General features: G+C 34.8%; 22 protein-coding genes. 19 read left to right on the forward strand and 3 right to left on the reverse strand.

Features of this window, described 5'->3' with window-relative positions; all coding sequences use genetic code 11:
• Positions 1–40: 40 nt before the first annotated feature.
• The 3 genes from OLM58_RS00415 to OLM58_RS00425 all read left to right on the forward strand — a co-directional run bounded on the left by OLM58_RS00415 (position 41) and on the right by OLM58_RS00425 (position 2,223).
• Positions 41–457, forward strand: coding sequence for a DUF4293 domain-containing protein (locus OLM58_RS00415; RefSeq protein ID WP_264530741.1), 417 nt, complete (start codon positions 41–43; stop codon positions 455–457).
• Positions 458–623: 166 nt separating this feature from the next.
• The gene (locus OLM58_RS00420; RefSeq protein WP_264530742.1) at positions 624–1,286 is read left to right on the forward strand and encodes a response regulator; all 663 of its coding nucleotides are present in this window, start codon (positions 624–626) and stop codon (positions 1,284–1,286) included.
• A 25-nt stretch (positions 1,287–1,311) separates the two neighbouring features.
• The gene (locus tag OLM58_RS00425) at positions 1,312–2,223 is read left to right on the forward strand and encodes a sensor histidine kinase (protein WP_264530743.1); all 912 of its coding nucleotides are present in this window, start codon (positions 1,312–1,314) and stop codon (positions 2,221–2,223) included.
• Positions 2,224–2,230: 7 nt separating this feature from the next.
• On the opposite strand, the gene OLM58_RS00430 is transcribed toward OLM58_RS00425, so the two are convergent.
• Positions 2,231–2,725, reverse strand: a complete 495-nt coding sequence (locus OLM58_RS00430) for a metallophosphoesterase family protein (RefSeq protein WP_070907203.1) — start codon at positions 2,723–2,725, stop codon at positions 2,231–2,233.
• A gap of 221 nt (positions 2,726–2,946) precedes the next feature.
• Positions 2,947–4,863 (reverse strand): SPFH domain-containing protein, encoded by a 1,917-nt coding sequence (locus OLM58_RS00435; protein WP_264530744.1) that lies wholly within the window; start codon positions 4,861–4,863, stop codon positions 2,947–2,949.
• A gap of 488 nt (positions 4,864–5,351) precedes the next feature.
• Here OLM58_RS00435 and truA point away from each other — a divergent pair, with 488 nt between their 5' ends.
• The 12 genes from truA (at position 5,352) to OLM58_RS00495 (ending at position 22,613) form a co-directional block, all read left to right on the forward strand.
• Positions 5,352–6,086, forward strand: coding sequence for a tRNA pseudouridine(38-40) synthase TruA (gene truA, locus OLM58_RS00440; protein WP_264530745.1), 735 nt, complete (start codon positions 5,352–5,354; stop codon positions 6,084–6,086).
• Positions 6,087–6,177: 91 nt separating this feature from the next.
• Complete coding sequence (locus OLM58_RS00445) at positions 6,178–7,932, forward strand: ABC transporter ATP-binding protein (RefSeq protein ID WP_017496027.1); 1,755 nt, start codon at positions 6,178–6,180, stop codon at positions 7,930–7,932.
• 142 nt (positions 7,933–8,074) lie between these two features.
• Positions 8,075–8,659 carry an NUMOD4 domain-containing protein gene (locus OLM58_RS00450; RefSeq protein WP_264530746.1) on the forward strand — a complete coding sequence of 195 codons (585 nt, stop codon included), beginning with the start codon at positions 8,075–8,077 and terminating at the stop codon, positions 8,657–8,659.
• 217 nt (positions 8,660–8,876) lie between these two features.
• Positions 8,877–14,720 (forward strand): T9SS type A sorting domain-containing protein, encoded by a 5,844-nt coding sequence (locus OLM58_RS00455; protein WP_264530747.1) that lies wholly within the window; start codon positions 8,877–8,879, stop codon positions 14,718–14,720.
• 313 nt (positions 14,721–15,033) lie between these two features.
• Positions 15,034–16,422: a dihydrolipoyl dehydrogenase gene (gene lpdA / locus OLM58_RS00460; protein ID WP_017496030.1), complete on the forward strand. Its 1,389-nt coding sequence runs from the start codon at positions 15,034–15,036 to the stop codon at positions 16,420–16,422.
• A gap of 176 nt (positions 16,423–16,598) precedes the next feature.
• On the forward strand, positions 16,599–17,579 hold the full coding sequence (locus tag OLM58_RS00465) for a hypothetical protein (protein WP_264530748.1): 981 nt from the start codon (positions 16,599–16,601) through the stop codon (positions 17,577–17,579).
• Positions 17,580–17,872: 293 nt separating this feature from the next.
• Complete coding sequence (locus OLM58_RS00470) at positions 17,873–18,826, forward strand: SPFH domain-containing protein (RefSeq protein ID WP_264530749.1); 954 nt, start codon at positions 17,873–17,875, stop codon at positions 18,824–18,826.
• Positions 18,826–19,068 (forward strand): hypothetical protein, encoded by a 243-nt coding sequence (locus OLM58_RS00475; protein WP_264530750.1) that lies wholly within the window; start codon positions 18,826–18,828, stop codon positions 19,066–19,068. Before OLM58_RS00470 ends, OLM58_RS00475 begins: the two co-directional genes overlap by 1 nt.
• Before the next feature lie 12 nt (positions 19,069–19,080).
• Positions 19,081–20,013: a hypothetical protein gene (locus OLM58_RS00480; RefSeq protein WP_264530751.1), complete on the forward strand. Its 933-nt coding sequence runs from the start codon at positions 19,081–19,083 to the stop codon at positions 20,011–20,013.
• A 27-nt stretch (positions 20,014–20,040) separates the two neighbouring features.
• Positions 20,041–21,000 carry a DUF6620 family protein gene (locus tag OLM58_RS00485; protein WP_264530752.1) on the forward strand — a complete coding sequence of 320 codons (960 nt, stop codon included), beginning with the start codon at positions 20,041–20,043 and terminating at the stop codon, positions 20,998–21,000.
• 101 nt (positions 21,001–21,101) lie between these two features.
• Positions 21,102–21,854, forward strand: coding sequence for a DUF2314 domain-containing protein (locus OLM58_RS00490; RefSeq protein ID WP_264530753.1), 753 nt, complete (start codon positions 21,102–21,104; stop codon positions 21,852–21,854).
• A gap of 267 nt (positions 21,855–22,121) precedes the next feature.
• The gene (locus OLM58_RS00495) at positions 22,122–22,613 is read left to right on the forward strand and encodes a TPM domain-containing protein (RefSeq protein ID WP_264530754.1); all 492 of its coding nucleotides are present in this window, start codon (positions 22,122–22,124) and stop codon (positions 22,611–22,613) included.
• A 246-nt stretch (positions 22,614–22,859) separates the two neighbouring features.
• On the opposite strand, the gene OLM58_RS00500 is transcribed toward OLM58_RS00495, so the two are convergent.
• Positions 22,860–23,075: a helix-turn-helix domain-containing protein gene (locus OLM58_RS00500; RefSeq protein WP_173964979.1), complete on the reverse strand. Its 216-nt coding sequence runs from the start codon at positions 23,073–23,075 to the stop codon at positions 22,860–22,862.
• A gap of 144 nt (positions 23,076–23,219) precedes the next feature.
• On the opposite strand from OLM58_RS00500, the gene OLM58_RS00505 reads away from it, so the two are divergent.
• The 4 genes from OLM58_RS00505 to OLM58_RS00520 all read left to right on the forward strand — a co-directional run bounded on the left by OLM58_RS00505 (position 23,220) and on the right by OLM58_RS00520 (position 25,793).
• The gene (locus OLM58_RS00505) at positions 23,220–23,618 is read left to right on the forward strand and encodes an arginase family protein (protein WP_264530755.1); all 399 of its coding nucleotides are present in this window, start codon (positions 23,220–23,222) and stop codon (positions 23,616–23,618) included.
• Positions 23,619–23,681: 63 nt separating this feature from the next.
• Positions 23,682–24,071, forward strand: a complete 390-nt coding sequence (locus tag OLM58_RS00510) for a DUF1801 domain-containing protein (protein ID WP_264530756.1) — start codon at positions 23,682–23,684, stop codon at positions 24,069–24,071.
• Positions 24,072–24,136: 65 nt separating this feature from the next.
• Complete coding sequence (locus tag OLM58_RS00515; RefSeq protein WP_264530757.1) at positions 24,137–24,790, forward strand: DUF2306 domain-containing protein; 654 nt, start codon at positions 24,137–24,139, stop codon at positions 24,788–24,790.
• Between the two features lie 100 nt (positions 24,791–24,890).
• On the forward strand, positions 24,891–25,793 hold the full coding sequence (locus tag OLM58_RS00520; protein WP_264530758.1) for a PhzF family isomerase: 903 nt from the start codon (positions 24,891–24,893) through the stop codon (positions 25,791–25,793).
• The last annotated feature ends 7 nt before the right edge of the window (positions 25,794–25,800 follow it).

Below are 25,800 nucleotides of genomic sequence, written 5' to 3' on the forward strand. Positions count from 1 at the left end.
TAAAAAAAGAAAATATATTTTTGTAAAACAATTTTAGACCATGATACAAAGAATTCAGACTGTATATTTAATTCTTACCTTTTTAATTACGGGGGTATTACTGTTTTTCACTCCGCTTTGGACCTTAAACAATGGTAAGCCTTTTTACTTTATGCAGGATAAGTTTTACACGATACTATTAGGTCTAAGTACAATGCTTTCTATTATTAGTATTATTTCATACAAAAAAAGACAAAATCAGTTTGTAATGGGCAGACTGAACATAATATTAAATTTAATTTTATTGGGATTATTTGTATATCGTTCTCTAAATTTATCTGGAGATACTACTACCATTGTATCAGAGAAAGGTATTGGGATGTTTCTACCTATTGTTGCTATCGTATTATTAGTTTTAGCTAATAAGGCCATCAAAAAGGATGAAGATCTTGTAAAATCTGTAGACCGTTTGAGGTAAACCTATAAACTTAATTTTTTTGTGCGAAGAGAACCCGAATTTTAAATTCGGGTTTTTTTGTGCCCCAAATTTTCTGCAATTTCCTGTATAACAGCCAAAAGAAACTTAAAAAGAAACTTTGTAAGATATTTTTTCATTTATTTGCATTTCAGTTCCCCAAATAATTATGAAAGATAAAATAAGAATACACCTGGCCGATGATCATCAGGTACTTATTGATGGCCTTAGCAACTTACTGCAGACGGTTGAAAATTTTGAAGTAGTAGGCAAATCATACGATGGCAATACTGTTTATGAAGATATTACTCTAAACAATCCCCATATCCTGATTCTGGACATTAGTATGCCTAAAAAAGACGGGATCGAGGTAGTTAAAGAACTTCAGCAAAAAAATGTTCCATGTAAAATCATCATTCTCTCCAGCTATGACGATCTGAAAATTATCAAAGAAGTAATGAAACTGGGGGTAAAAGGTTATCTCACAAAAAAATGCGCCGGAGAAAATATTATAGAAGCCGTAGAAGCCGTTTATCAGGGACAGGAATATTATTGTGATGCCGTTAGAGAAAAAATCTTTAATATTTTCTCTCATAACAATCCAAAACTCAACAAAAATATCAAAGTAGACAACCCAATTCTAAGCGCCCGCGAAATCGAAATTATCACTTTAATTGCATTAGAATACAGTGGAAAAGAAATTAGTGAACAGCTCTTTATCAGTACAAATACGGTCGAAACACACCGAAAAAACATCATGAAAAAACTGCAGATAAAAGGTTCTATTGGCTTGGTAAAATATGCCTTGAAAAATAATTTGATAAATTCCTGATCATTCTAAGAAAACACCTGTTACTATGCCCTTTTTCAGATACTTTACATTTTTCATTCTTTTAATTACTTTCAACAGCCATACTACTGTTGCTCAGGAGAAAACAGTTTCAGAAAATAACACACATGCAGTTATCGGAAATACAGAAAAAAATAATACTTGTCTTCCTGAGAAAATAAGAAACAAACAAATTATAAGTCTATCAATCGTAATGATAATCCTCTTGTTCTTTTTGTTTTATTTCTTCTACCAAAACAGCAGACTGAGACAAAAAATTAAACGAAAAGATGCCAAGCAAAAAATATTACTGGATGTAATTAATGCCGGCATTGACAGCCAGGAAGTTGAACGTAAAAAAATTGCATCGTTTTTACATGACAACATTAATTCTTTATTATCTTCTGTTGAACTGCATTTAAAAACTTTTACAACACAAAACGATATAAAATCGGACGAAATTCAGAAAGCAAAATCTATTCTACAGGAAGCACACGATCTTTTACGAGATATGTCACACGACTTGGTCCCTACACTACTGGTTCGTTTCGGGTTAATTTATGCTTTGGAAGATCTATGCGAAAGAAACTCGAATTCTCATATAAATTTTAAATTTTCGAGCACCATTTCAACAGAAAAAAGATACATTGAAAAATTTGAAATGAAACTTTACTTTATTGTTTCGGAACTTTTCAATAACATTATAAAACACAGTGATGCCCAAAAAGCCAGGATTTCCCTATCCGAAAAAAACAATCAGTTTATTATTGTAATTCAGGACAACGGAAAGGGTTTTGAAACCCAAAGACTAAACAATTTTGAAGGTTTTGGTATTAACCGAATCAGGGCGAGAATCAAAAAATACAAAGGAAGCATCTCAATCACTTCAAAGGCAAACGAAGGAACCACTGTTAAAATTAAGGTTCCGCTACCCTTTTAATTTAGTTTTACTTTTTACCAATTTCAACTATTTCCAGATCCTTTATTTTATCACCGTCAATTACAAAACGTAACATAGTTCGAACCTGATGAAATCCGCTTTTCCCGGCCGCTCCGGGATTCATGTGTAGCAGGTTATTTTTTTTATCGAACATAACTTTCAGTATATGTGAATGTCCACAGATAAATAATTTAGGCGGATTCGACGCCATCTCTTCTCTTATATTGGGATTATACTTTCCCGGATATCCGCCAATATGTGTAATCCACACAGAAACATCCTCACATAAAAACCGATTGTGCAAAGGAAATTCTAATCTCGCCTGTGCATCGTCAATATTACCATATACACATCGCAGAGGCTTTAACTTTTTGATTGTATCCGTAACATTCAGATCACCAATATCTCCGGCATGCCAGACTTCATCGGCCTGAGCTACATATTTTAAAATAGTATCATCAATATGACTGTGGGTATCGGAAAGGAGAAGAATTTTTTTCATTCGAAGGTACAAAGGTTCAAAGAAACAAAGGTACAAAGGTTTTTTTTAAAAGGTGCTAAGGTGCTGAGAAACTAAGATACTAAGGTGTCAAGGTCCTAAGTTTCTTTACATTTCACATTTTACAATAAAAAAAAAATCCGACTCGTAAAAAAACGAATCGGATTTATTAGATATTATGTGTTCCAATAAAAAACACACTCACCTTTCAGGACTATAACTTATTATCCTTTTTTGGGTGATTTTGTTTCTTTTAAATCTTTGGTATCCATCATTTCCATGAGTTTCAACCCAAGTAAACCACTAATAGAACCATCAGAGCCGCCATTTCCGGAGATTAGTACATCTGGAATTACTTTGATATTTCCTTTACCAATTTCTTCGGTGACTTTGTATCTGGTAAAATTATCCCCACCCATCGCACTAACTTGCAATTGGTATGATTCTGCTGTCGATTTACCAACAGCCATAATTTTCTCTGCTTCGGCCAAACCGGTTTTTGAGATACGCTCTGCCTCGGCACTTGCATTCAGTTTGGTCGCTTCCGCCTGTGCACCTGCTCTTGCTTTCGTTGCTTCTGCCTCAGCATTTGCACGCATTTTAGTTGCTTCGGCTTCAGCGTTCACATTCAGTTTTAAACTGGTAGCGTCACCTTCTGCTTTCTTAACGGTCGCATCGGCAGTACGTTGTGCAATTTCAACACTTTGCGAAGCGCGCACAATCTCTTTCTGCATATCTGCAATTGCCGTTTCTTTTTCCATTCCCTGACGCTGTTCCTGAGCCATTCTTTGGGTTTGATATGTTTTTTGTTCTTCTTCAGCCAACTTCCTGTCCGTTAAGGTTTTCATCAGCGAATCCGGCGGAACAATATCTCCAATCAATGTATCAACAGCATTAACATTATACTCGTCAAGTACTAATTTTATGTGATTCTTAGCAGATTCCTGACGTTCTTTTCTGGTACTTAAGAAAGAAATTACATCACTGTCCTGAGCCGAGTTTCTGAAATAGTTACCAATTGTAGGCTCTAAAACCTGAGAGACCAGATTGTTCATGCTTCCAAAACGCGCAATTACTTTTGGGGCTTCATTTGCCGGTACGTGGATAATCTGCGCTACGTCAAGATTAAAAGGAAAACCGTCTTTCGAACGAACTGTAATGGTAGACAGGTTTTTATCTAAATCATGCGATTCACTACGGGCATTTGCCCAGTTTAAAACTAAATTAGTTGTTGGCACGGGCTCCAGTTTGGTCGTGTATTTGTTCAGGGCATATTTCCCCGGTCCAAAAGGCTCCATCCAAACACCTCGCTGTCCTTTTGAAACAATATTTCCATGTTTAAAAGTATCACCCGTAACATCCTGACCGTCTTCTCCAATATAAGAAATCACCACACCAACATATCCGATTGGTACATCCGTCATCGGGTTTTGTTCGATTAAGATTCCCCACGTATTAATGTAGTACGATCCTGCCAGCATTACCTGAGGCTGCAGACCACGATTTCCGCCTTTGTCCAAAAATTGATCGAAGTCCTGAAAATTATTATGTCCTTCGACAAACTTCCCGGCGATTTGTCCCTGCGGAATAGGCTCTCCGTCAAGAGCGGTCACAATACCAATCATATTCTCATAAATCTTGATCTGATCTGCAATTATAATTTCAAACAAAAAGGTATTAATACGATACGATCCTGTTGTAATAAATGCGGTCTGACGTCCTTTTTGTCCGCCATTGTTCAAAAAAGAAGTAGCGTCCTGAAAATTATCACTGTCCACTCTTCTTGCCAGGATTCTTCCGGTTGGAATCTCCTGCCCGTCTTTACTTAAAACCAATCCTATTTTACCTTCGGGAATAACCGTAAATCCGTTCATATCAATTGAATATTGCCAGATCCACATTCCCCAATACAAACCCGGAGCAAGTGTTTGCGCCTGATAACCGGCTTCTCCTTTTGTAGCAATAATACGCCCATCGGGAAGCGATTTATCAGCTCCGAACAAAACAAATTTCTTGGTTACCAAACCAATTTTATTTTCCGGAACCATAACCATTCCGAAAAATACACGCAAAATAAATTTGTAAAAAACAATGGCAAATAAGATTAAAATTATCCACCAATAAGAAATAATTTCATTCATAGTTTTAATATTTTAGTATTACAAACATAGGAGAAATACTTCCTGTTAAAATGAAAAATTTTAAAATTTAACTCTTATTAATATTTACTTAAAAAACTTAAAATTCGATTTCTTCTCCATCGTTAGAATTGTCAATTTCTGACACGATTTTTAAGTTTGTTAACTGCGGTTGGTATTTTGGGTTTTAACAGTTTCTTCATAGGTCCAGAGGCGCATAGCTACAAAGAAACAGAGGTTTTTTTTTAAGGAACTAAGAAGCTAAGGTTCTGAGAAGCTAAGACACTTATGAGACTAAGTTATTCTAAGACTCTTTCAATTATTCTTATCTAACAAAGAAACCTCTGCTCCTCTGCTCCTTTGCTCCTTTGAACCTATCAAACCAAAAACTTAGTTCCTTAGAATCTTAGCATCTTAGTATCTCAGAACCTTAACATCTTTTTTAAAAAAACCTTTGTACCTTTGTATCTCAAAACCTTTGCACCTTTACCTTGAGATATTTTATTCAATTTGCTTATAACGGAACTAATTATCATGGCTGGCAATTTCAGCCCAATGCCTCTTCTGTTCAGGAAACTTTAAACAAAGCACTTTCCATTTTATTGAACACTCCTATAAGCGTAATGGGTGCCGGAAGAACCGATACAGGTGTTCATGCGGAAGAGATGTACGGGCATTTTGATATTGAAACTCCGTTGGATATTCCAAATTTAATACACAAACTCAACTCCTATTTACCAAAAGACATTGCTATTTTTAATATTCTTCTCGTTCACGATGACGCTCATTGCCGATTTGATGCTACTAAAAGAACCTACGAATACCACATCAACACGATCAAAAATCCTTTTTTACAAGAATTGAGCTGGTATTTTAATCAAAAACTGGATGTAGCTTTGATGAATGAAGCTGCAAAAATTCTACTGAACCATACCGATTTCCAATGCTTTTCGAAAGTAAATACCGATGTCAATACTTTTGATTGCACGGTTTTTGAGGCGTATTGGAAGCAAGAAAACCATAAGCTTATTTTTACCATCTCGGCCAATCGTTTTCTTAGAAATATGGTTCGCTCAATTGTTGGAACACTAGTAAATATTGGCTTGCATAAAATTTCCCTAACTGATTTTGAAACGATCATCGCCAGCAAAAGCAGAGAAAAAGCCGGATTTTCGGTACCGGCACACGGATTGTATTTAACCGAAATTGACTACGATTACTTATAGCTGTACGCTTTAAGCCGTAAGCAATAGGCTTTAACCATGAAGTGAAAGCCTATTGCCTAAAGCTTATAGCTTAAAGCATTAAAAAAAATAAATGAAAGCAAAAGCATTTGATACCGGATTATTCAAACGAATCTTAAAATATACCAAACCCTATAAATGGCGCTACTACGGCGTTATTATTTTTGCTGTATCTCTTTCTATTTTTGCAGCCCTTCGCCCCTATTTGCTAAAACAAACGGTCGACGGCTATATCAAGACACACGACAAAGAAGGTTTACTTCTTTATATCATGTTAATGGGAGCGGTTCTTTTAATGGAAGTTTTCTCCCAATTCTATTTTGTCTATTGGGCCAACTGGCTTGGACAGGATATCGTAAAGGACATTCGTACCAAACTTTTTAAACACATACTAAGTTTCAGAATGAAGTACTTTGATCTGGTTCCGGTAGGACAATTGGTCACAAGATCTGTTTCAGACATTGAATCAATTGCCCGAATTTTCAGTCAGGGACTTTTTATGATCATTAGTGATTTAATGAAAATGCTTGTAGTCCTTATTTTTATGTTTTATATGAACTGGAAATTAACATGGATCGTAGTCGTTGCCATGCCGATTCTGGTGTATATCACCCGAATATTCCAACGTAAAATGCAGGTCGCTTTCGAAGAAGTCCGCACGCAGATTGCCAATATGAACTCTTTTGTACAGGAACGTGTTACAGGAATGAAAATCGTACAGCTTTTCAATCGCGAACAAATTGAAGCCGATAATTTTAAAGAAATCAATAACAAACACAGAGTTGCCTGGATCAAAACTATTTTATACAACTCGATATTTTTCCCTATTGCCGATATTATCTCTTCTATTACCTTAGGAGTAGTGGTCGTTTATGGTGGATTCAAGATCCTGAACGGAGATCATTTTACAACTTTCGGAGATTTGTTTTCCTATACGATGTTTATCGGAATGCTGTTCAATCCATTACGACAGATTGCAGATAAATTCAACGAGATGCAATTAGGGATGATTGCTGCCAATCGTGTTTTTGATATCATCGATACTCAGGATCATATTCAGGATACCGGAACAATTGAAGCTCCAATTTTTGAAGGAAGTATTGAATTTAAAGACGTGCGTTTCAGTTATATTCCGGAAGAAGAAGTCATAAAAGGAATTGATTTATCTGTCGCTTCAGGTCAAACTGTCGCTATTGTAGGTTCAACCGGAGCAGGAAAATCTACTATCATCAATTTACTGAATCGTTTTTACGAAATTAACAGCGGTACAATTTGCATTGACGGTCATAATATCGAAAATTACACGCTGGCCTCGCTTCGAAAACAAATTGCCGTGGTTTTGCAGGATGTTTTTTTGTTTGCCGATACGATTTATAACAATATCACTTTACACAATCCCGAAATTAGTCGTGATCAGGTTTTAGAGGCTGCTAAGAAAATTGGCGTGCACGATTTCATTATGAGTCTGCCGGATAATTATGATTTTGATGTAAAAGAACGAGGGGTTATGCTTTCGTCCGGACAGCGTCAGTTAATTGCTTTTTTAAGATCATATGTCAGTAATCCGAGTATTTTAATTCTGGATGAAGCAACGTCTTCAATAGACACCTATTCTGAAGAACTCATTCAGCGTGCTACCGAAACGATTACCAAAGGAAGAACTTCGATCATCATCGCACACCGATTGGCTACGATTGTAAATGCCGACAAAATCGTTGTGATGGATAAAGGTCTGATCGTAGAGCAAGGAACGCATCAGGAATTACTCCTTAAAACCGACGGTTATTATAAAAACCTGTACGACTCCCAATTTGCTGTAGCGAACTAGATTTCAAAATGCTAAAAAAGTTCTTAAAAAAGTTAAAATAGCGTTATAAGAATCATAAATCTACTGATTCACAGACTTTAGGATAGCAGTCTTTTTTTTGAATTATTTATCTTTGAGAGACAAAATTCAAATGCAAAAGAAAATGCCACAAAATAGATTTTATCCAAACGAAGAATTCAAAGAAATAGAAATAAACGCCTCATTACAACTTAAATATGCTATTTCAAACAAAGGCCGACTCATTAGTTTTACAGATGAAATTCAAAACGGACGTATTCTAAAAGGCGGTTTAAGCGATGGTTATCCTACTTTTAGATTTAAGGTTAAAGATGGTGACAAAATTGTCAATAAATATCTTTTTCTGTACAAATTAGTCGCTCATTATTTCATTCCAAAAGAATCAGAAGAACAAACGTATGTACTCCATCTGGATTACAACCGCAACAACGACGATGTAAAAAATTTATGCTGGGCAACAAAAGCCGAAATGATGGCGCACAGCCGTAAAAGTCCGCATGTGATTCAGGCAAAAAAGAATCTGATTGAGCACAATTTAAAAGCCGACGGAAGAAAATTAACGACTACCAAAGTCATGTTAATCAAAAAAATCCTCGCACGCCCGGAACAAAAAACACGTCTGAAAATGATTGCCAAACAATTTGGCGTTAGCGAAATGCAAATACGACGTATCGCCAGCGGTGAAAACTGGGGCCATATTAAGGTCTGATACCTAAAAAAATTCATTCTATTATTATCATTATCTGGAGCTTCTTAAAAAGGGGCTCCTTTTTTTTGCATAACCATCAATAAACAAATCCTTCATTTTTAAGCATTTAGAACATCTTCACAACAAAACATTAAAATTCAGAATCAAAAAAGGCAGAATAATAGGATTAATACTTTTATTAATTGTAAACTTGCATACCAAATTCAAAGATAATTTTATGAAGAAAAAACTACTTATCTTACTGTGTTTACTCAGTTTATCTGCTTTTGCACAAACTACTTTAATCCCTGATCAAAATTTCGAACAAAAACTAATCTCTCTCGGATTGGATACCATTCTCGATGGAAAAGTGCTAACTTCAAACATTTCATCTGTTACTTCTTTGGATATAAGTTCCAGTTCTATTAAAAGTCTTAGAGGACTTCATGCTTTTACTAATCTTGAGACTTTAATTTGTTCCAACAATGAAATAATCGGTTTAGACTTTCCTAATAATCCTAAACTTTCTACTTTGATTTGTCATTCGAATAAAATACAAAGTTTAGATGTTAGTAAAAACCCCCGCCTGCAAAATTTAGACTGCCAATCCAATGAAATAAATTATTTGGATATATCCCAAAATACTTTTCTAACACAGTTAAATTGTTCTAAAAACAAACTGAGTTCTTTAAACACTTCTAAAAATTTAAGACTTAAGGGACTGTATTGTTCAGATAACATATTGAATACTTTAAACCTTAGCAGCAATACCTTACTTACTGAACTTAACTGCAATAATAACAGGATTAAAAGTCTTACTATTTCCGATAACACTGGTTTAATAGATCTATATTGCGAAAACAACCGAATAACTACTTTGGATCTTTCTAAACAGAAAGAGCTTAAAAATGTTAATTTGAAATCTAACAATCTTGTAAATCTAAATATAAAAAACGGCAACAATAAGTCTTTAAATATCAACAATCTAATTTTTACACACAATTCACAGTTGTTATGCATACAAGTTGATAATGTATTGTACTCCAGTATGAATTGGGAATACATAAAGGATCTTCAAACAAGTTATTCTACCGACTGCCCTAATTATACTGTAATACCTGATACAGATTTCGAAAATGCTCTTATTGCTTTAGGAATTGATTCAGGAACTCCTGACAGAAAAGTTTTAACTTCAAACGTTTCTACTGTAACTACACTAGATTTAGGAATTAATACAACTATTGCAGATCTAACCGGAATACAAGACTTTACAGCACTTCAGACTCTAATTTGTCGTGGAAATACAGGTCAGGTAATCAACGGAGGGAACGGAAAATTAAAAATTCTTGATACTTCTAAAAACGTAAACCTGACCACTCTGGACTGCTCCTATAACCAGCTTATAAATTTAGATGTCACCAAAAATCCTTTACTGGTTTCGTTAAAATGTAACGTCAATAGATTTGATAAAATTGATGTTACTAAAAATGTTAATCTGGACTATCTTGATGTAAGCAGCAATTCTATTTTTCAACTCGACGTTTCCAAAATTCCAACTTTGCGTTACCTGAGAGCTGACAACACAAAACTTACTTCACTAGATGTTTCTTCTAATCCCGCAATGGTTGGATTGTTTTGTAACAATTCCGATTTAAGAAGTTTAAATTTAAAAAATGGAAATAACCAATTAATTTCAGCACAAGATATAAACTTTAAGGGAAACCCAAATTTAAACTGTATTCAGGTCGACAATGCCGTAAATGCTACTGCAAACTGGTCTACTGCCAAAGATGCTGCCACAAATTATACAACCGAATGTGTAAATGATGCGTTTACAATGATTCCCGACAGCAACTTTGAAAATGCACTTATAACTTTAGGAATCGATGCAGGAGTTCCGGATGGAAAAATCCTGACTTCAAAAGTTTCTTCTGTCACGAAATTAGATTTAGGAACCAATACAACCATTACAGATCTGACCGGAATACAAGATTTCAAAGCCCTTGAGTGGCTGGTTTGCCAAGGAAATACTGGTCGCGCAGGTGATGGCGGAAACGGAAAACTAAAAACACTTGATGTCTCCAAGAATACAAATCTAACGATTCTTGAATGCTCTTTTAATCAACTTACCCATTTAGATGTAACGCATAACCCATTACTGCGTTCCTTAAGATGTAGTGTAAATAAATTAACAGCAATTGATGTTTCTCAAAACACAAAACTGGATGATCTTGATGTAGGCAGTAATCAAATTACTACACTTGATGTCTCAAAAATTCCAACTTTACGTTTTCTGACTGCCGAATCTACTAAACTTACCGCATTAGATCTTTCCTCTAATCCGGCATTGGTTGGATTATTTTGTAGAAGTTCGGCTTTGACCAGTTTAAATCTAAGAAATGGTAAAAACCAATTAATTGTACCGCAGAGTATAACCTTTACAGGAAATCCAAATTTAACTTGTATACAGGTTGATGATGCAGTATTCTCTACTGCAAACTGGTCTGCTGCTAAAGATGCCTCTGCCAATTACTCAAATGAATGTCAGACTAGTCCATACACCCTTATTCCTGACAGTAATTTCGAAAATGCTCTTATTTCCTTAGGAATTGATTCAGGAGTTCCGGACGGAAAAGTACTGACTTCAAACGTTTCTTCGGTGACAAAATTAGATTTAGGAACCAATACTACTATTACAGATCTAACAGGAATACAAGATTTTACAGCACTTGAACGGTTAATTTGCCGTGGAAATTTTGGACACATGGATACAGGCGGAAATGGAAATTTGACTACTATTGACGTTACTAAAAACACAAAACTAACTGTTCTTGACATCTCGTACAATAAAATTACAGCTTTAGATGTATCTAAGAATCCGTTACTGATTTCATTAAAGTGCAGCGTAAATAAACTAACAAAAATTGACGTTTCTCAAAATATAAAACTGGATAATCTTGACATCAGCAGTAATCATATTACACAGCTTGATATTTCTAAAATTCCAACTTTACGTCACCTAAGTACTGATTACACGAAACTTACGGCACTGGATATTTCATCTAATCCGGTAATGGTTGGGCTATTTTGTAACAATTCGACTTTAACAAGTTTAAATCTAAAAAATGGACAAAACCAATTGATTGCAGCGCAAAGCATAAACTTTAAGCAAAATCCTAATTTAACTTGTATTCAGGTTGATAATGCCGTAAATGCTACTGCAAACTGGTCTGCTGCTAAAGATGCTTCTGCCAATTACTCAAATGAATGTCAGACTGGTCCATACACCCTTATTCCTGACAGCAATTTCGAAAATGCTCTTATTTCCTTAGGAATTGATTCGGGAGTTCCGGATGGAAAAGTACTGACTTCAAAGGTTTCTTCGGTAACAAAATTAGATTTAGGAACCAATGCAACCATTGCTGATCTAACCGGAATACAAGATTTTACAGCACTCCAATGGTTAATTTGTCATGGAAATTTTGGACACATGGATACGGGCGGAAATGGAAAACTGACTACAATTGATGTTTCAAAAAACACAAAACTGACTGTTCTCGATGTCTCATTCAACAAAATTACAAATCTGGATGTTACCAATAATCCATTGCTAATTTCTTTAAGCTGTAACGTTAATAAATTGACCGCAATTAATGTTTCTAAAAACACAAAACTGGATAATCTTGACATCAGTAATAATTACATTACACAGCTTGATATTTCCAAAATTCCAACTTTACGTTACCTAAGCGCTCACTACACAAAACTTACGGCACTGGATATTTCCTCTAATCCGGTAATGGTTGGGCTATTTTGTAACAATTCGACTTTAACAAGTTTAAATCTAAAAAACGGCCGCAACCAATTGATTGCAGCACAAAGCATAGACTTTAAGGCAAATCCTAATTTAACTTGTATTCAGGTTGATAATGCCGTAAATGCTACTGCAAACTGGTCTGCTGCTAAAGATGCTTCTGCCAATTACTCAAACGAATGCCAGAGTAATTTATACACGCTTATTCCTGACAGTAATTTCGAAAACAAATTGATTAAATTGGGAATTGATTCAGGAACTCCTGACGGAAGAGTATTAACCTCTAGTGTTAACACCGTAACGTCTTTAGATGTCTCCCTAAGTAATATTACAGATTTGACCGGTCTAGAAGACTTTACCGCTTTAACATCATTAAAATGTCAAGCAAATTATACTTTAAAAGCTCTGGATGTTACGAAAAATATCCATTTAACTACATTGGATTGTAACAATAATTATCTCGTAACAGCTTTAGATGTATCGAAAAATACTGCATTAGTTGATTTAAATTGTTATTACAATAACCTGAGCACTTTAAATGTAAGCTCAAATACAAACTTAACCTCTTTACAATGTGGGTCCAATAAGTTAACAAGCTTAGATGTTACAAATAATAAAGCATTAACTAAACTAGATCTTGGATACAACCAGATTTCAAATTTAGATGTATCAAAAAATACTCAATTAACATCATTAAGTTGTACCGGAAATCAAATTTCTGACTTAAACATCCGTTCGAATACAAAATTAACTGAACTGTGGGCCGGACACAATAAATATACCGTGCTGGATGTTTCAAATAATACTGCTTTAACGTCGCTAATATGCAATACAAATCAATTAACATCAATAGACGTTTCAAAAAATACCGCATTAACAAGATTGTTAGTCTACCAAAATAAGATAACAAGTATAGATATTTCAAACAATCCCTTACTGAATTCATTTGATTGTAATTCGAACTTAATCACCGATCTTAATGTTTCAAAAAATTTAGATTTATCCTCTTTATACTGTGACAAGAATAAATTAACTAGCTTAGATGTATCCGTAAACACTAAGCTTGGGACATTAGATTGTGCTAACAACCTGCTTACGAACCTGGACGTTTCTAAAAATAAAAATTTAAGGTCGCTTGAATGTGAATCCAACAAACTGGTAAGTCTGAACCTAAAAAATGGTTATAATTATATGTTTGATCCTTTTCAAGGCTCTGATCCTAATTTTATTTTATATAGAATAGATTTTAGAAACAACCCTGATTTAACTTGTATTCAGGTTGATAATGCTTATTATTCAGACGAGAAATGGTCCACAAGAAAAGATCCAAAGGCAAAATTTAGCGAAGATTGCAACAATAGTACCTTGATAACAGATCCTAATTTTGAAGATTTTCTAATTGCTGCAGGTATTGACACTGACGGAAAAAATGGAAAAGTCGCCACCTCCAGTATTGCTAATATTAAAGTTTTAGACATTTCAAATTCAAACATCTCGGATTTAAAAGGAATTGAAAACTTCACTGCTTTAGAGAAATTTATCTGTAAAGGAAATTTAATCACTACAGTTGACATGTCGAATAACACTCAGTTAAACTATCTGGATGTTTCAAACAATCCATTAACGAGTGTTAATGTTTCTAAAAATAAATTATTAAAAGAATTTTATTGCAATGGAATACAGATCATTATCAAAAAATCAACTTCAACCCCTAGCAGGCTGACAACTTTAGATGTGTCGAACAATACTTTGTTAACAAAATTTAACTGTTCGAACAATCAGCTGTCAAGTCTTGATTTATCAAAAAACAATAATCTGACAGAAGTAAACTGTTCCAATAACCTTCTAACCGATTTGAATTTACAAAATGGAAACAACGGTATTTTAGTAAGCTTAAATTTAAAAAACAATGCTCACTTAACTTGTATAAAAGTCGACAATCCTTCTTTCTCAACTGCTTCCTGGACAGATGCAAAAGATGCAATTACAACTTATTCAGCCACTTGTAGTACTTTAAAAACAAATGAGCAGATTTTTAACAACATCAATATTTATCCAAATCCATCTCAGGGCGAGTTATACATTACAAACGTTTCATTAACAAAAGCAACGATCTATGATAGTTTGGGTAAACTTGTAAAAGTAATATCCTTAAAAGCAGATACTCAGGAAAACTATATCGATTTAAAAGGAGTAGCCAAAGGAGTTTACTACATCTTTATCGAAAACCCTGAAGCACACACCGTTAAAAAAATCATCATTAAATAAGTATTCTCCTATTTCACTAAAAAACACATTTTAAAAAATAAAATGTGTTTTTTTTTTGTTACAAATTAATGATCCATCTTTCTCTACTTTGTTATTAAAAAAAAATAAAATACCAATTAAACTTTATTCTTTTCTATAACTTTTCTCAATATCTGTGTGAAAAGATCAAATTCGGCAAGGGTGAAAAGAAATTTTAGAGTATTTTTTAAAATAAATCCTTAAATTCGCAAGCACAAATAACAAAAGAGAAAATCGATAAATGAGTTTCGGAATTAAACTTCATTTTCGATAATAAATACTAAAAACCAAAAAAATGAAATACGACGTTATTGTTTTAGGAAGTGGTCCCGGTGGATATGTAACAGCTATTAGAGCTTCACAATTAGGCTTTAAAGTAGCTGTAGTTGAAAAGGAAAACTTAGGTGGTGTATGTTTAAACTGGGGATGTATCCCAACAAAAGCATTATTAAAATCAGCTCAGGTTTTTGATTATCTAAAACATGCTTCTGACTACGGATTGAAAGTTTCTGAGTTCGACAAAGATTTCCCGGCAGTGGTTCAACGTAGCCGTGGTGTTGCTGAAGGAATGAGCAAAGGAGTTCAATTCTTAATGAAAAAAAACAAAATTGACGTTATTGAAGGTTTTGGAAAACTAAAACCAGGTAAAAAACTTGACGTTACAGACAAAGACAATAAAGTTACTGAATATAGCGCTGATCATATTATCATCGCAACTGGTGCTCGCTCTCGTGAGTTACCAAACTTACCACAAGATGGCGTAAAAGTAATTGGTTACCGTCAGGCAATGACCTTACCAACTCAGCCAAAATCTATGATTATTGTAGGTTCAGGAGCAATTGGAGTTGAGTTCGCTCACTTCTACAACTCAATGGGAACTGATGTTACTATTGTAGAATTTATGCCAAATGTAGTTCCTGTAGAAGACGAAGATATCTCAAAGCAATTTGAAAGATCTTTGAAAAAAGCCGGAATTAAAGTAATGACCAACTCATCTGTTGAACGTATTGATACAACAGGTGCGGGAGTAAAAGCTTTTGTTAAAACTGCAAAAGGTGAAGAAGTTCTTGAAGCTGACATCGTACTTTCGGCAGTTGGAATCAAAACTAACATTGAAAACATCGGTTTAGAAGAAGTTGGAATCGCTGTTGACAGAGATAAAATCTTAGTAAACGCTTACAATGCAACTAATATCCCTGGATATTATGCAATTGGAGATGTTACTCCAGGACAAGCTTTAGCTCACGTGGCTTCTGCTGAAGGAATTAACTGTGTAGAAAAAATTGCAGGTTTACACGTAGACCCAATCGATTACGGAAACGTTCCGGGTTGTACGTATGCAACTCCAGAAATCGCTTCTGTAGGTTTAACTGAAAAACAAGCTAAAGAAAAAGGATACGAATTAAAAATTGGTAAATTCCCATTCTCAGCTTCAGGAAAAGCAAAAGCTGCCGGAACTCCAGACGGATTCGTAAAAGTAATCTTCGATGCTAAATACGGAGAATGGTTAGGATGCCACATGATTGGTGCAGGTGTTACCGATATGATTGCTGAAGCAGTTGTAGCCCGTAAACTTGAAACTACAGGTCATGAAATTCTTAAATCTATCCACCCTCACCCAACCATGAGTGAGGCTGTTATGGAAGCTGTAGCTGATGCTTACGGCGAAGTAATTCACTTGTAAAAATATACAATGTAAAGATGTAATGCCTTTACAGAGTTATATATAATTTTCAATTTATAAAATCCGATTTGCTAAAAGTAAATCGGATTTTTTATGAAAATGAATTCCTTAATCTTAATAACTGATTTTATACTTTTAATAAAAACCTTACTGTTTTATAAAACACACATTTATTTATGAATTCAATTTACAATTTAGACACTCTTCAAGAACTCAAAGAATATCTAGAAAAACAAGACCAAAAATTATTAAGAGAAGAATTAATTAATGAGTTTTTAAAATTTGCAGAATACAAAAATGCAAGTGATTGGAACAATGCAGTAAAAATTTGTGAAAGCCTTGCCATAATTGGATGGGGAAAACATGAACCATTACAAGCTGTAAAAGGAATGTTTTTTAATGGAAATCCAGAAACCTTTTTCATAAACAAATTTCGTGAACCAAGATTTGTGGATGCAATATGGTCTAAAAGAAAAGATGGCTTTACAATGGAAAAAGGCAGAACTTCTTATTTTGAAAGCCCAATGTTATCTGAAAAAAAGACCATTTTAAATGAATATAATATTCAAGAAGATATACAAGATTTGACTTTAGCCAATCAACGAAACTGGATTCCTAAAAATCCTATTTTGATTACACGGTCAATTAGTAATTGCTATGAAAATTCTAAATCAATCATTGAGAGTATAGATAAAGAGCTTCAGCCGGAATTAGATTTAAAAATGAAACCTGAAAAATATGGTACAACCATTAATCAAATAGTATTTTCATGTTCTTATAGCTATTATGACAATAATTCGTGTAAAACAAATTATATTATCGCTGATGAAAGTTTGAAATTAAAACAAAAAGATTTTTATCCGGAACTACTCAAAATATTTTCAAAACAAGAAATTGAAAGCAACGGGTATTTCCTAAGAAATCGATATGAATATGGTAATTTTAATTCTCAAAAAGGGAAGATAGTAAATGAAATAAATTTCGAAAAAGAATTAAGTGATTTGAGTTGTATCAAACAAAAACAGGCTATAGCCGAACATATTTTGATTTCTTTAAATACAACAATTGAAAAACTTAAGAAGAAAAAAATCATTTATGATTTTGAAAGTATGCAAAATGATTTTTTAGAAATTCTAACAAAATGGAAATTAAGTTAAACTTTATAAAATCCGATTTGCGAAAGTAGATCAGATTTGCTCCGTCTATTCGTTGTCCTTTTGGTCGAAGGGAGACTCGGGCGATAATGAATAGGAGAAGCAAATCGCAATCGTATATCAGCAAAGATCCGGACTTTACTATACGTGATTTCTTGCATGATTTCATCTTTCAGTCGAGATAACAATACAGAGTCATAAAATTTAACAAACGAAAAATTGTTAAAAACTTGACACAAAAAAACATTGTAGTCGTCTTATAATTCTTATTTTTATTACTTATAAATAAGAGATTCATGACATTACCTTTCATAGAAATAATAGAAGCTGCTACCAGTGATCCTAATTTACTAATGTGGAAATTCGCTGATGAAGACAAAGAAATCAAAAACGGCGCAAAACTAACCGTCCGCGAGAGTCAGCAAGTCATGCTTTTAAACGAAGGTCAGCTTGCGGATGTTTATTTACCCGGACTTCATACTTTGTCTACAGAAAATATTCCCGTCCTAAGCAAGCTCAAAGGCTGGAAATACGGTTTTGAAAGTCCGTTTAAAGTCGATGTTTATTTTTTCAATACGCATCAGTTTATCAATAACAAATGGGGAACTCCTGCCCCAATTCTTCTAAACGATCCTCAATTTGGACAAATCAGGATACGTGCTTTTGGAAGTTTTGATATTAAAATTGCAGATGTTGCCAAATTCTTTCGCCAATATGCCGGAACTTACAGACAGCTGACCATTTTTGAACTGCAAAATCAATTACGGGATTTTGTCGCTCCAAAATTTGGTGAAGTTTTAGCAAACGAAAACATAACTGTTACGGATGTTGCCGGAAACATAACGCAATTGGGCAAAAAAATAGAGCCTTATCTTAAACCTTATTTCGAGCAATTCGGAATTGAGCTGACTCAGTTCGTTATTACCAGCGTAACCTTACCGGAAGAAGTAACAGCACATTACGACAAAATCACCAACATGAATATGGTAACCGATATGGATAAATTTACCAAATTCAATACTGCAACTGCCATCGGCGATAAAGGAACGGCACTTCACGAGGCAACCCAAAATGCCTTAAGCATGGGGATTCTTTTAAATCAACTACAGCAGAATAAAGAGACTTCAAAAGAAGAAATAAAAGACGATCTGACCTCAAAACTTCAAAAACTAAAATCTTTGTTTGATGCCGGTTTAATTGATGAAGAGGAATTTAAATCGAAGAAAACAGAATTATTAAGTCAGTTGTAATGGAAGAGAAAAAAATAAATTCATTTTTGAGCAGGCTTAAAGAAAATGCACAAAAACAAACGAATTATGGCGGAGAAACTGAAATGACTGAAGCCAAAATGAATGCCAAAGACTGTCCAAATTGTGGCGCAGGAAGAGCCAAACAAGACGGATTAACACATTGTGCCTACTGCGGATTTGAGTTCCTGAGCGTAAATCTCACAGATGGCGTTTACCTTAAAAAAGAAGACAATTCAATTTAAACCTATAAAGTAATGTTCGGATTATTTAATAAACAAAAAGACGAAGCTCTTCCGGAATGGCATTCGGAGCTTCAGCAATCACAGGAAAGATGGTTTAACTTTTTAGAAAAACTGGAAGCCAAACTGGAAGAATTTGCAACTGCTGCAATTCCGGAATTGAAAGAGATTCTTCAAAGTGATGATGATTTATACAAAAGAGCTTTTCACAGAGTATATTCCGGTGTAAATGGTCAATTATCAAATATCAGAGAAAAAGCGAGAGATACTTATGAAGAAAAAATTATCGATGTTTACAATCATTACAATTCCCAGATTTCTGTTTTAAGCAAACATCACAATTTAGTATCAGATTTCAGAAGCGTCTGTTCAGATCGTTATAATGATTTTGAAGATCACTACGAATATTGGAGAAAACAAATCGAAAAAACACAGGAGCGTGATCTTGAAATTGAGTACCAAAAAATACTGGACGAATTTGAAGCAATCAAAAATAAATTCAACTGCACACAATGCGGAGGGAATATTGAGATCGAAAAAATCTTTTTAATCGAAACTTATATTCAGTGTCCGTACTGCAATACCCAAAATACGTTTGCTCCCAGCACACAGGCCAGAAATCTGCAAAATATCGCCAGAGGTCTGGCAGAGCAAAGAACAGCGCATCTGTACGAAGCTTTTGAAATCGAAAATAACAAAGAGCGTGAATTATACCATAAGCGTCATGAATTAAGTCTTAGTAAAATTCACGAATCCGATAAAAAAGTACTAAGTCAAATTTTGGCAAAAATGGAGGAACTTGAAGAACAAAGACAGTTTGTGATTAAAAATGCCCCAAAACTGCATCAAATTTATTTGCGCGCCATGTACGACGAATGGAATAAAATCACTCCCGATTTGAAAGAACACAACGAAAAAATGTATCAAAACCAATTGCAATATCTATAATTTATTAACCCCTAAACAAACTGAAAAATGTTTAAAAAACTTTTTGGAGCCTTAACCGGAGACAACAAACAGGAAAATCAAAATTATGAAGCCCAAACTTCAAGCAATAATTATGAAAATAATTATGAAGATAACTATCAGGAAACAGAATATGATCCCGAAACTTTACACGGCACACATTATTCTGTTGAGGATTTCGACAATGAAGTAGCGGAAAGAGCTGAAGCATGGATCACAGACGAACGTTCAAGTGGAGAAAATCTTGACGAAAAAGACGTTCAAAATATCTACTTTAATTACAGAAGAGAAGTATATACGGAATGGAACAACTGCGATTCAGACCAAATGATTCGTTTTGAACATGCTAATTCTTTAAAATACAGTGGAGTTCAGGTTTCAGGATTTGTAAAAGTAGAGGACAATAATCCTTTTCTAGAGCCAGTACATGGAGTAGATTTAAGAACTTATACTGCAATGTGTCTTAAAATAAGCGCCGGAATAGATTATCTTGAAGTGTGCAAAGCGATGGGATTTGAACCCGCAGTTTGGGAAGAACTAAATACTATCTGGCCACAGCGTATGGGTGAAGATACTTCGTTTACTGTTACTACTTTATTTGGCCAATATTATGCCGAAAATGTAACCGTACCACAATTAGAGAATCTGAAAGCCGAAACTTCGGAAGAGGGAGCTGCTAATCTTGAAAGAATCAGAACGGATCGTTACTTCTACGAAGAACTTGCCGGAGCCAGACAGGCGGCTTACGAATACGGAATTGATGGTGCTCAGTGGATTCTGGAAAACTTCGGAATTAATTTAGCCGATTTCCAATCTGTTGCTATGCAATGGATGACCGAGCAAAATCAAAACTGGAACTCTGAAGACATTAACGAGTTCTTCAATTACCAACAAGAAAAACAAAAAGAGTATGCTGCTAAATTTGCTGCAGAACAAGGTGGAAACATTGCAGACGATGTGAATTTCTAAATTGACTTTTTTGATGATAAAAAAAACCGATTTGCAAAACAAATCGGTTTTTTATTCGTTTTAAATTTTCTTAAAATTCTTTAAAAGCTATAAAATAATATATGATGGAAAACACACCTACCTTCTTTGCTGACGGAGAAAATCCAAAAATGATCGAAGCGTATCAAAAAGCACAGGAAACCTTTAAATATTTTTGGAGAGAATTATCATGGGAATACCGCCGAATAATTCCGGGACTGGACGTTGCCTGCGTAAAACTGGCTTTTATGCAAGAAATAGACGGTGAGACTGTAGTAGAGCATATGTGGATTAATGATATCAATTTTAACGGTGAAACCATTTATGGCATCTTAGTAAATCAACCTAACGATTTAACCAATGTTACTAATGGCGACGAAGTACAAATTCCGGCAAATCAAATAAGCGATTGGCTATATGCAGTTCAGGGCAAAACCTACGGAGCCTTTACAATACACGCGATGCGTTCAGAAATGAGTGAAGAGGAAAGAAAAGAACACGACGATGCCTGGGGCTTAGAGTTTGGAGATTACAACGATATTCAGGTTGTTTCAGATCAAAAAGAAAAACCGGAAAATCTTGTAGAACACCCAATGAGCAAAAACATGAAAGAAAGCCTTATTGATTTTGTCAAAAATAATCCCGAAGAACTTAGCGCGACAGATGAGCTTGGTTATACTTTTTTACATCGCGAAACCATTGCAGGAAATAAAACCTCTGTTGAAGTTTTACTGGAATCGGGAGCAGACACAAAAGCTAAGACCAGCAATGGCAAGACCGCCCTTGACTTTGCAAAACAATTGAACTGGGAACATTTAATTCCTTTATTGCAATAAACAGCACCTAAAATCCGATTTGTGAAAACAAGTCGGATTTTTTTGTACTGTCTCTGCCATTTCGAGCGATAGCAAATAGAAGAAGCAAATCGCACTTATAGATCGGCAAAGATTGAGCCTTTACTTGGCGTCCCGAAACTTTGGGATTGTGCGATTTCTCCTTTCACTCGAAATAATAATTCTTTGCCTATTTTTTTACCATAACAATTTAAAGAGTAGTTTTTAATAATAAAGCATTAATTTCGCGGCACCCAAAACAAATCTGCCATGAAAAAAATAATGCTCGTTTTTGCATTCTCTTTTCTTTTACCTCCAATGGTTATTGCACAAACCAAAGCCGAAATACAGGACACTTTTGAAAAATCTACTAATTATGTAAATGATTTTGAAAAAATCCTTACTTCAAGCCAGATCAAGAATTTGAGCGACTTTTTGAAAACCGGTGAAAGTAAAACTAAAACTAAAATCACTATTGTGACCCTCTCGTCAATAGCCCCATACACTAATCTTACGGATTACTCTTCCGATTTTGAACAATACCTGGTCTCTAAATTAAAAATAGATTCTTCAATTTTAATCGTTTTAAGCAAGCAACTGAGACAAATTCAAATTCAGGGGATGAATAAACTACGTCCTAAAATGAGTGATCAGGAAATTAAAGACATCGTAGCAACTTATGTAATTCCGGAACTAAAAAAAGGCGATTATTATAAAGCCCTACAGGAAGGTTCGATTCAGCTTATTAAAAAATTGGAATAAGAGAGTAACTCGTTTATTGATAACTGATTAATAAAAAAAATAGTAAATCCAACCTATGAAAATAGGTTGTTGTTTTTTTGTCATTTCGACCGGAGGGAGAAATCGCACTAGAAACTCCGTTGCTAGAATCTCCAATCTTTGTCGAATTTAGGATGTGATTCCTCCCTCCGGTCGGAATGACACAAATCATTTGCAACACCTAATAACGAAAAATTACGGTAGCGTATGTTTTATCAAAAGGAATAATTAAAAGTCAAGTAACTTTGACAAAGAAATTCCTAAAACATTTGCAATTTCAAGCAAAGTGTAAATCGTCGGATTAACTTTTCCGTTTTCAAGTTTTTCAATGGCTTGGCGGTCTTTACTACAAGCCCTTGCCAAGTCAGATTGACTCCAACCTCTTTTTTCTCGAAGTTCGACAATCCTTTGACCAATTTTCTTTTTTAATATATCTCGTGTCATTAATCAAATGTCATACAATTTGCTTACAAAACTGTCATACTAAAAGTTGACAGACCGGAAAAATAACTTATATTTGTCATATAATTATATGACAAATAAAAAATTCAAGAAAACTAAAATATCAAAGAAGAAAATCTCTGGTGTGTGGGAAACCGTGAATATGACGACGAGTATGAAAATGAAATTCGCAATTCATCTGCCACCTATCTTAGTTTGGATCACTTGAGAAAACAAGGTATTTTGAAAAGCGTACAATTATTTCTTTCGGAAATAGAAAATAAAAATCTCGATGGTTTCTGGCTGCATATTGATGTCGATGTTTTAAATGACACCATAATGCCTTGCGTCGACAGCAGAACTCCCGGCGGGCTTACTTATGCCGAATTTAATGAACTAACTTCAATGCTTTTTCAGAGCAATTTGTTAACCGGACTTGAAATTACCATTTTAGATCCTGATCTCGATCCTACCGGACAATACACCAAAGAGTTTGTAAATCACTTTTCGACTACTTTTAATCAACATATTCATTTAGGCTCCTGAACCAAATTTAAAAAAATGTATTTTAGCTCATTACATCGATAAAACTTAAAACCTCTTATCATCATGAATACAGCGGTACAAGATTATAACAATGCACAAAGCAGCACTGATAGGGAAATCTGCAATCGGCTGGCTGCTTTAATCGACGAAAATCTGACGGATGCGGAGAATAAAATCTGGCACGCACATCCGGTTTGGTTTTTAGAAGGTAATCCTATTGTGGGCTACAGCAAACTAAAAAATGATGTTCGGTTATTGTTTTGGAGCGGTCAGTCTTTTGATGAAGAACAACTTAGCAATGAAGGCTCTTTCAAGGCTGCAGAATTTCGCTATACCTCAACCGATCAAATTATTCCATCAGATATAAAGCGCTGGCTTCAAAAAGCAAGAGAAATTCAGTGGGACTATAAAAACATTGTCAAGCGTAAAGGAGTGTTAATACGTCTGAAATAATTTAAAAAAGTATTATATTCAATCTTTGAACTAAAAAGCAATCCTAAAAACTCTTTAATTTTTTAATGGAGAAAGAACAACTAATACAAATACTCATCTATTTTCATGCTCTGTTTGGCGGTATGGCACTTGTTTCGGGATTTATATCGCTACTCTCTCAAAAAGGAAAAAACACGCATAAAAAACTGGGAAAGCTCTTTTATTACACCATGCTTCTGTCGGCCATAAGCGCCATGATTATTTCGGTACTGCCCAAACATCAAAGTCCCTTTTTATTTTCAATCGGAATTTTTAGTTCCTATTTTGTACTAACCGGCTACAGGGCTTTGCGCTTTAAAAAAAGCGATGTAAACCTTAAAAACGATAAAATCATTTCGGGAATTATGCTCGCTACGGGGCTTGTAATGATCCTCTACAATCCGTTAGTAAATCAATCCATCAATATTGTTTTAACCGCTTTTGGCCTCGTTGGACTGATTTTTTCAAGCAGGGATTTAATGCTTTTTAAAAAGAAAACCAGACTAAAAAGTGTGTGGCTAAAATTACATTTAGGAAAAATGCTTGGCGGTTATATCTCCGCCACCACCGCTTTTGTGGTTGTAAATGAGTTTTTCCCTAGTTTTTATGGTTGGTTTATCCCCGGAACAATTGGCGGATTCTATATTGTGTACTGGATGAGAAAAGTCGATAAAAAACAAACCACAGTAAGAATAGAATAGAATTATTGAAGAAAGAGTAAAGAGTAAAGAGCAAAGAGCAAAGAAGAAAGAAGAAAGAAGAAAGAAGAAAGAAGAAAGACAATTTACTCCTTAAACTAAAATGAAAAAACGCATAACTTATCAAATTGATTCTTTTACAAAAGAAAAATTCAAAGGAAATCCGGCAGGAGTTGTCGTAAATGCAGACGGAATGAGTGACTACGAGATGCAACAAATTGCCAGGGAATTAAACAACTCCGAAACGGCATTTCTTTTCGCTCCTGATGGCCCTGACTGTGATGGCATTATACGCTACTTTACCCCAAATACTGAAGTTCCGATTTGCGGACACGCTACAATTGCAGCAATGTATGCAAAAGCCATCGAAGAAAAGTTAGACCCCTGTATTTTAAGATACAAAACCAAAATTGGTATTCTCCCATTTGAAATCATCCGAAAAAATGACGATTACCAGATTGTAATGACGCAGGGAAGTTTTGAACTTAGTGCCCCTTTTAATGAAACGATCGCGCAAAAAATGGTAACTGCCTTAGGCCTTGAAAAATGGGAAATCGATGAAAGGTGCCCCATTCAAATTGCTTCTACAGGACATTCTAAAGTAATGATCGGCATCAAAAGCAGAACAAAACTAAACGCTTTAACGCCTAACTATACTGCTCTGGCCAGCATAAGTAAAGAGATCAACTGCAATGGTTATTTTGTTTTTACCTTTGATTCGGATGATAAAACTATTTTGACCTATGGTCGTATGTTTGCCCCCGGAATTGGCATAAACGAAGATCCGGTTACCGGAAACGCAAACGGACCTTTGGGCGGCTATTTGATTCAAAACAAAATTGTTGCTTTTAATGGTACTGAATTTCAGTTTAACGGAAGACAAGGAGAAAAAATAGATCGATTGGGAGTCATACAGGTTAAAGTTACAATTGCCGATAATACCCCACAATTGATTCAGATAAAAGGCGATGCCGTTGCTGCTTTCAGGACTGAAATAGAAATTTAGCAACACC

This window comes from Flavobacterium sp. N502540 (assembly GCF_025947365.1).
In the GTDB taxonomy this organism is placed as follows: Bacteria; Bacteroidota; Bacteroidia; order Flavobacteriales; family Flavobacteriaceae; genus Flavobacterium.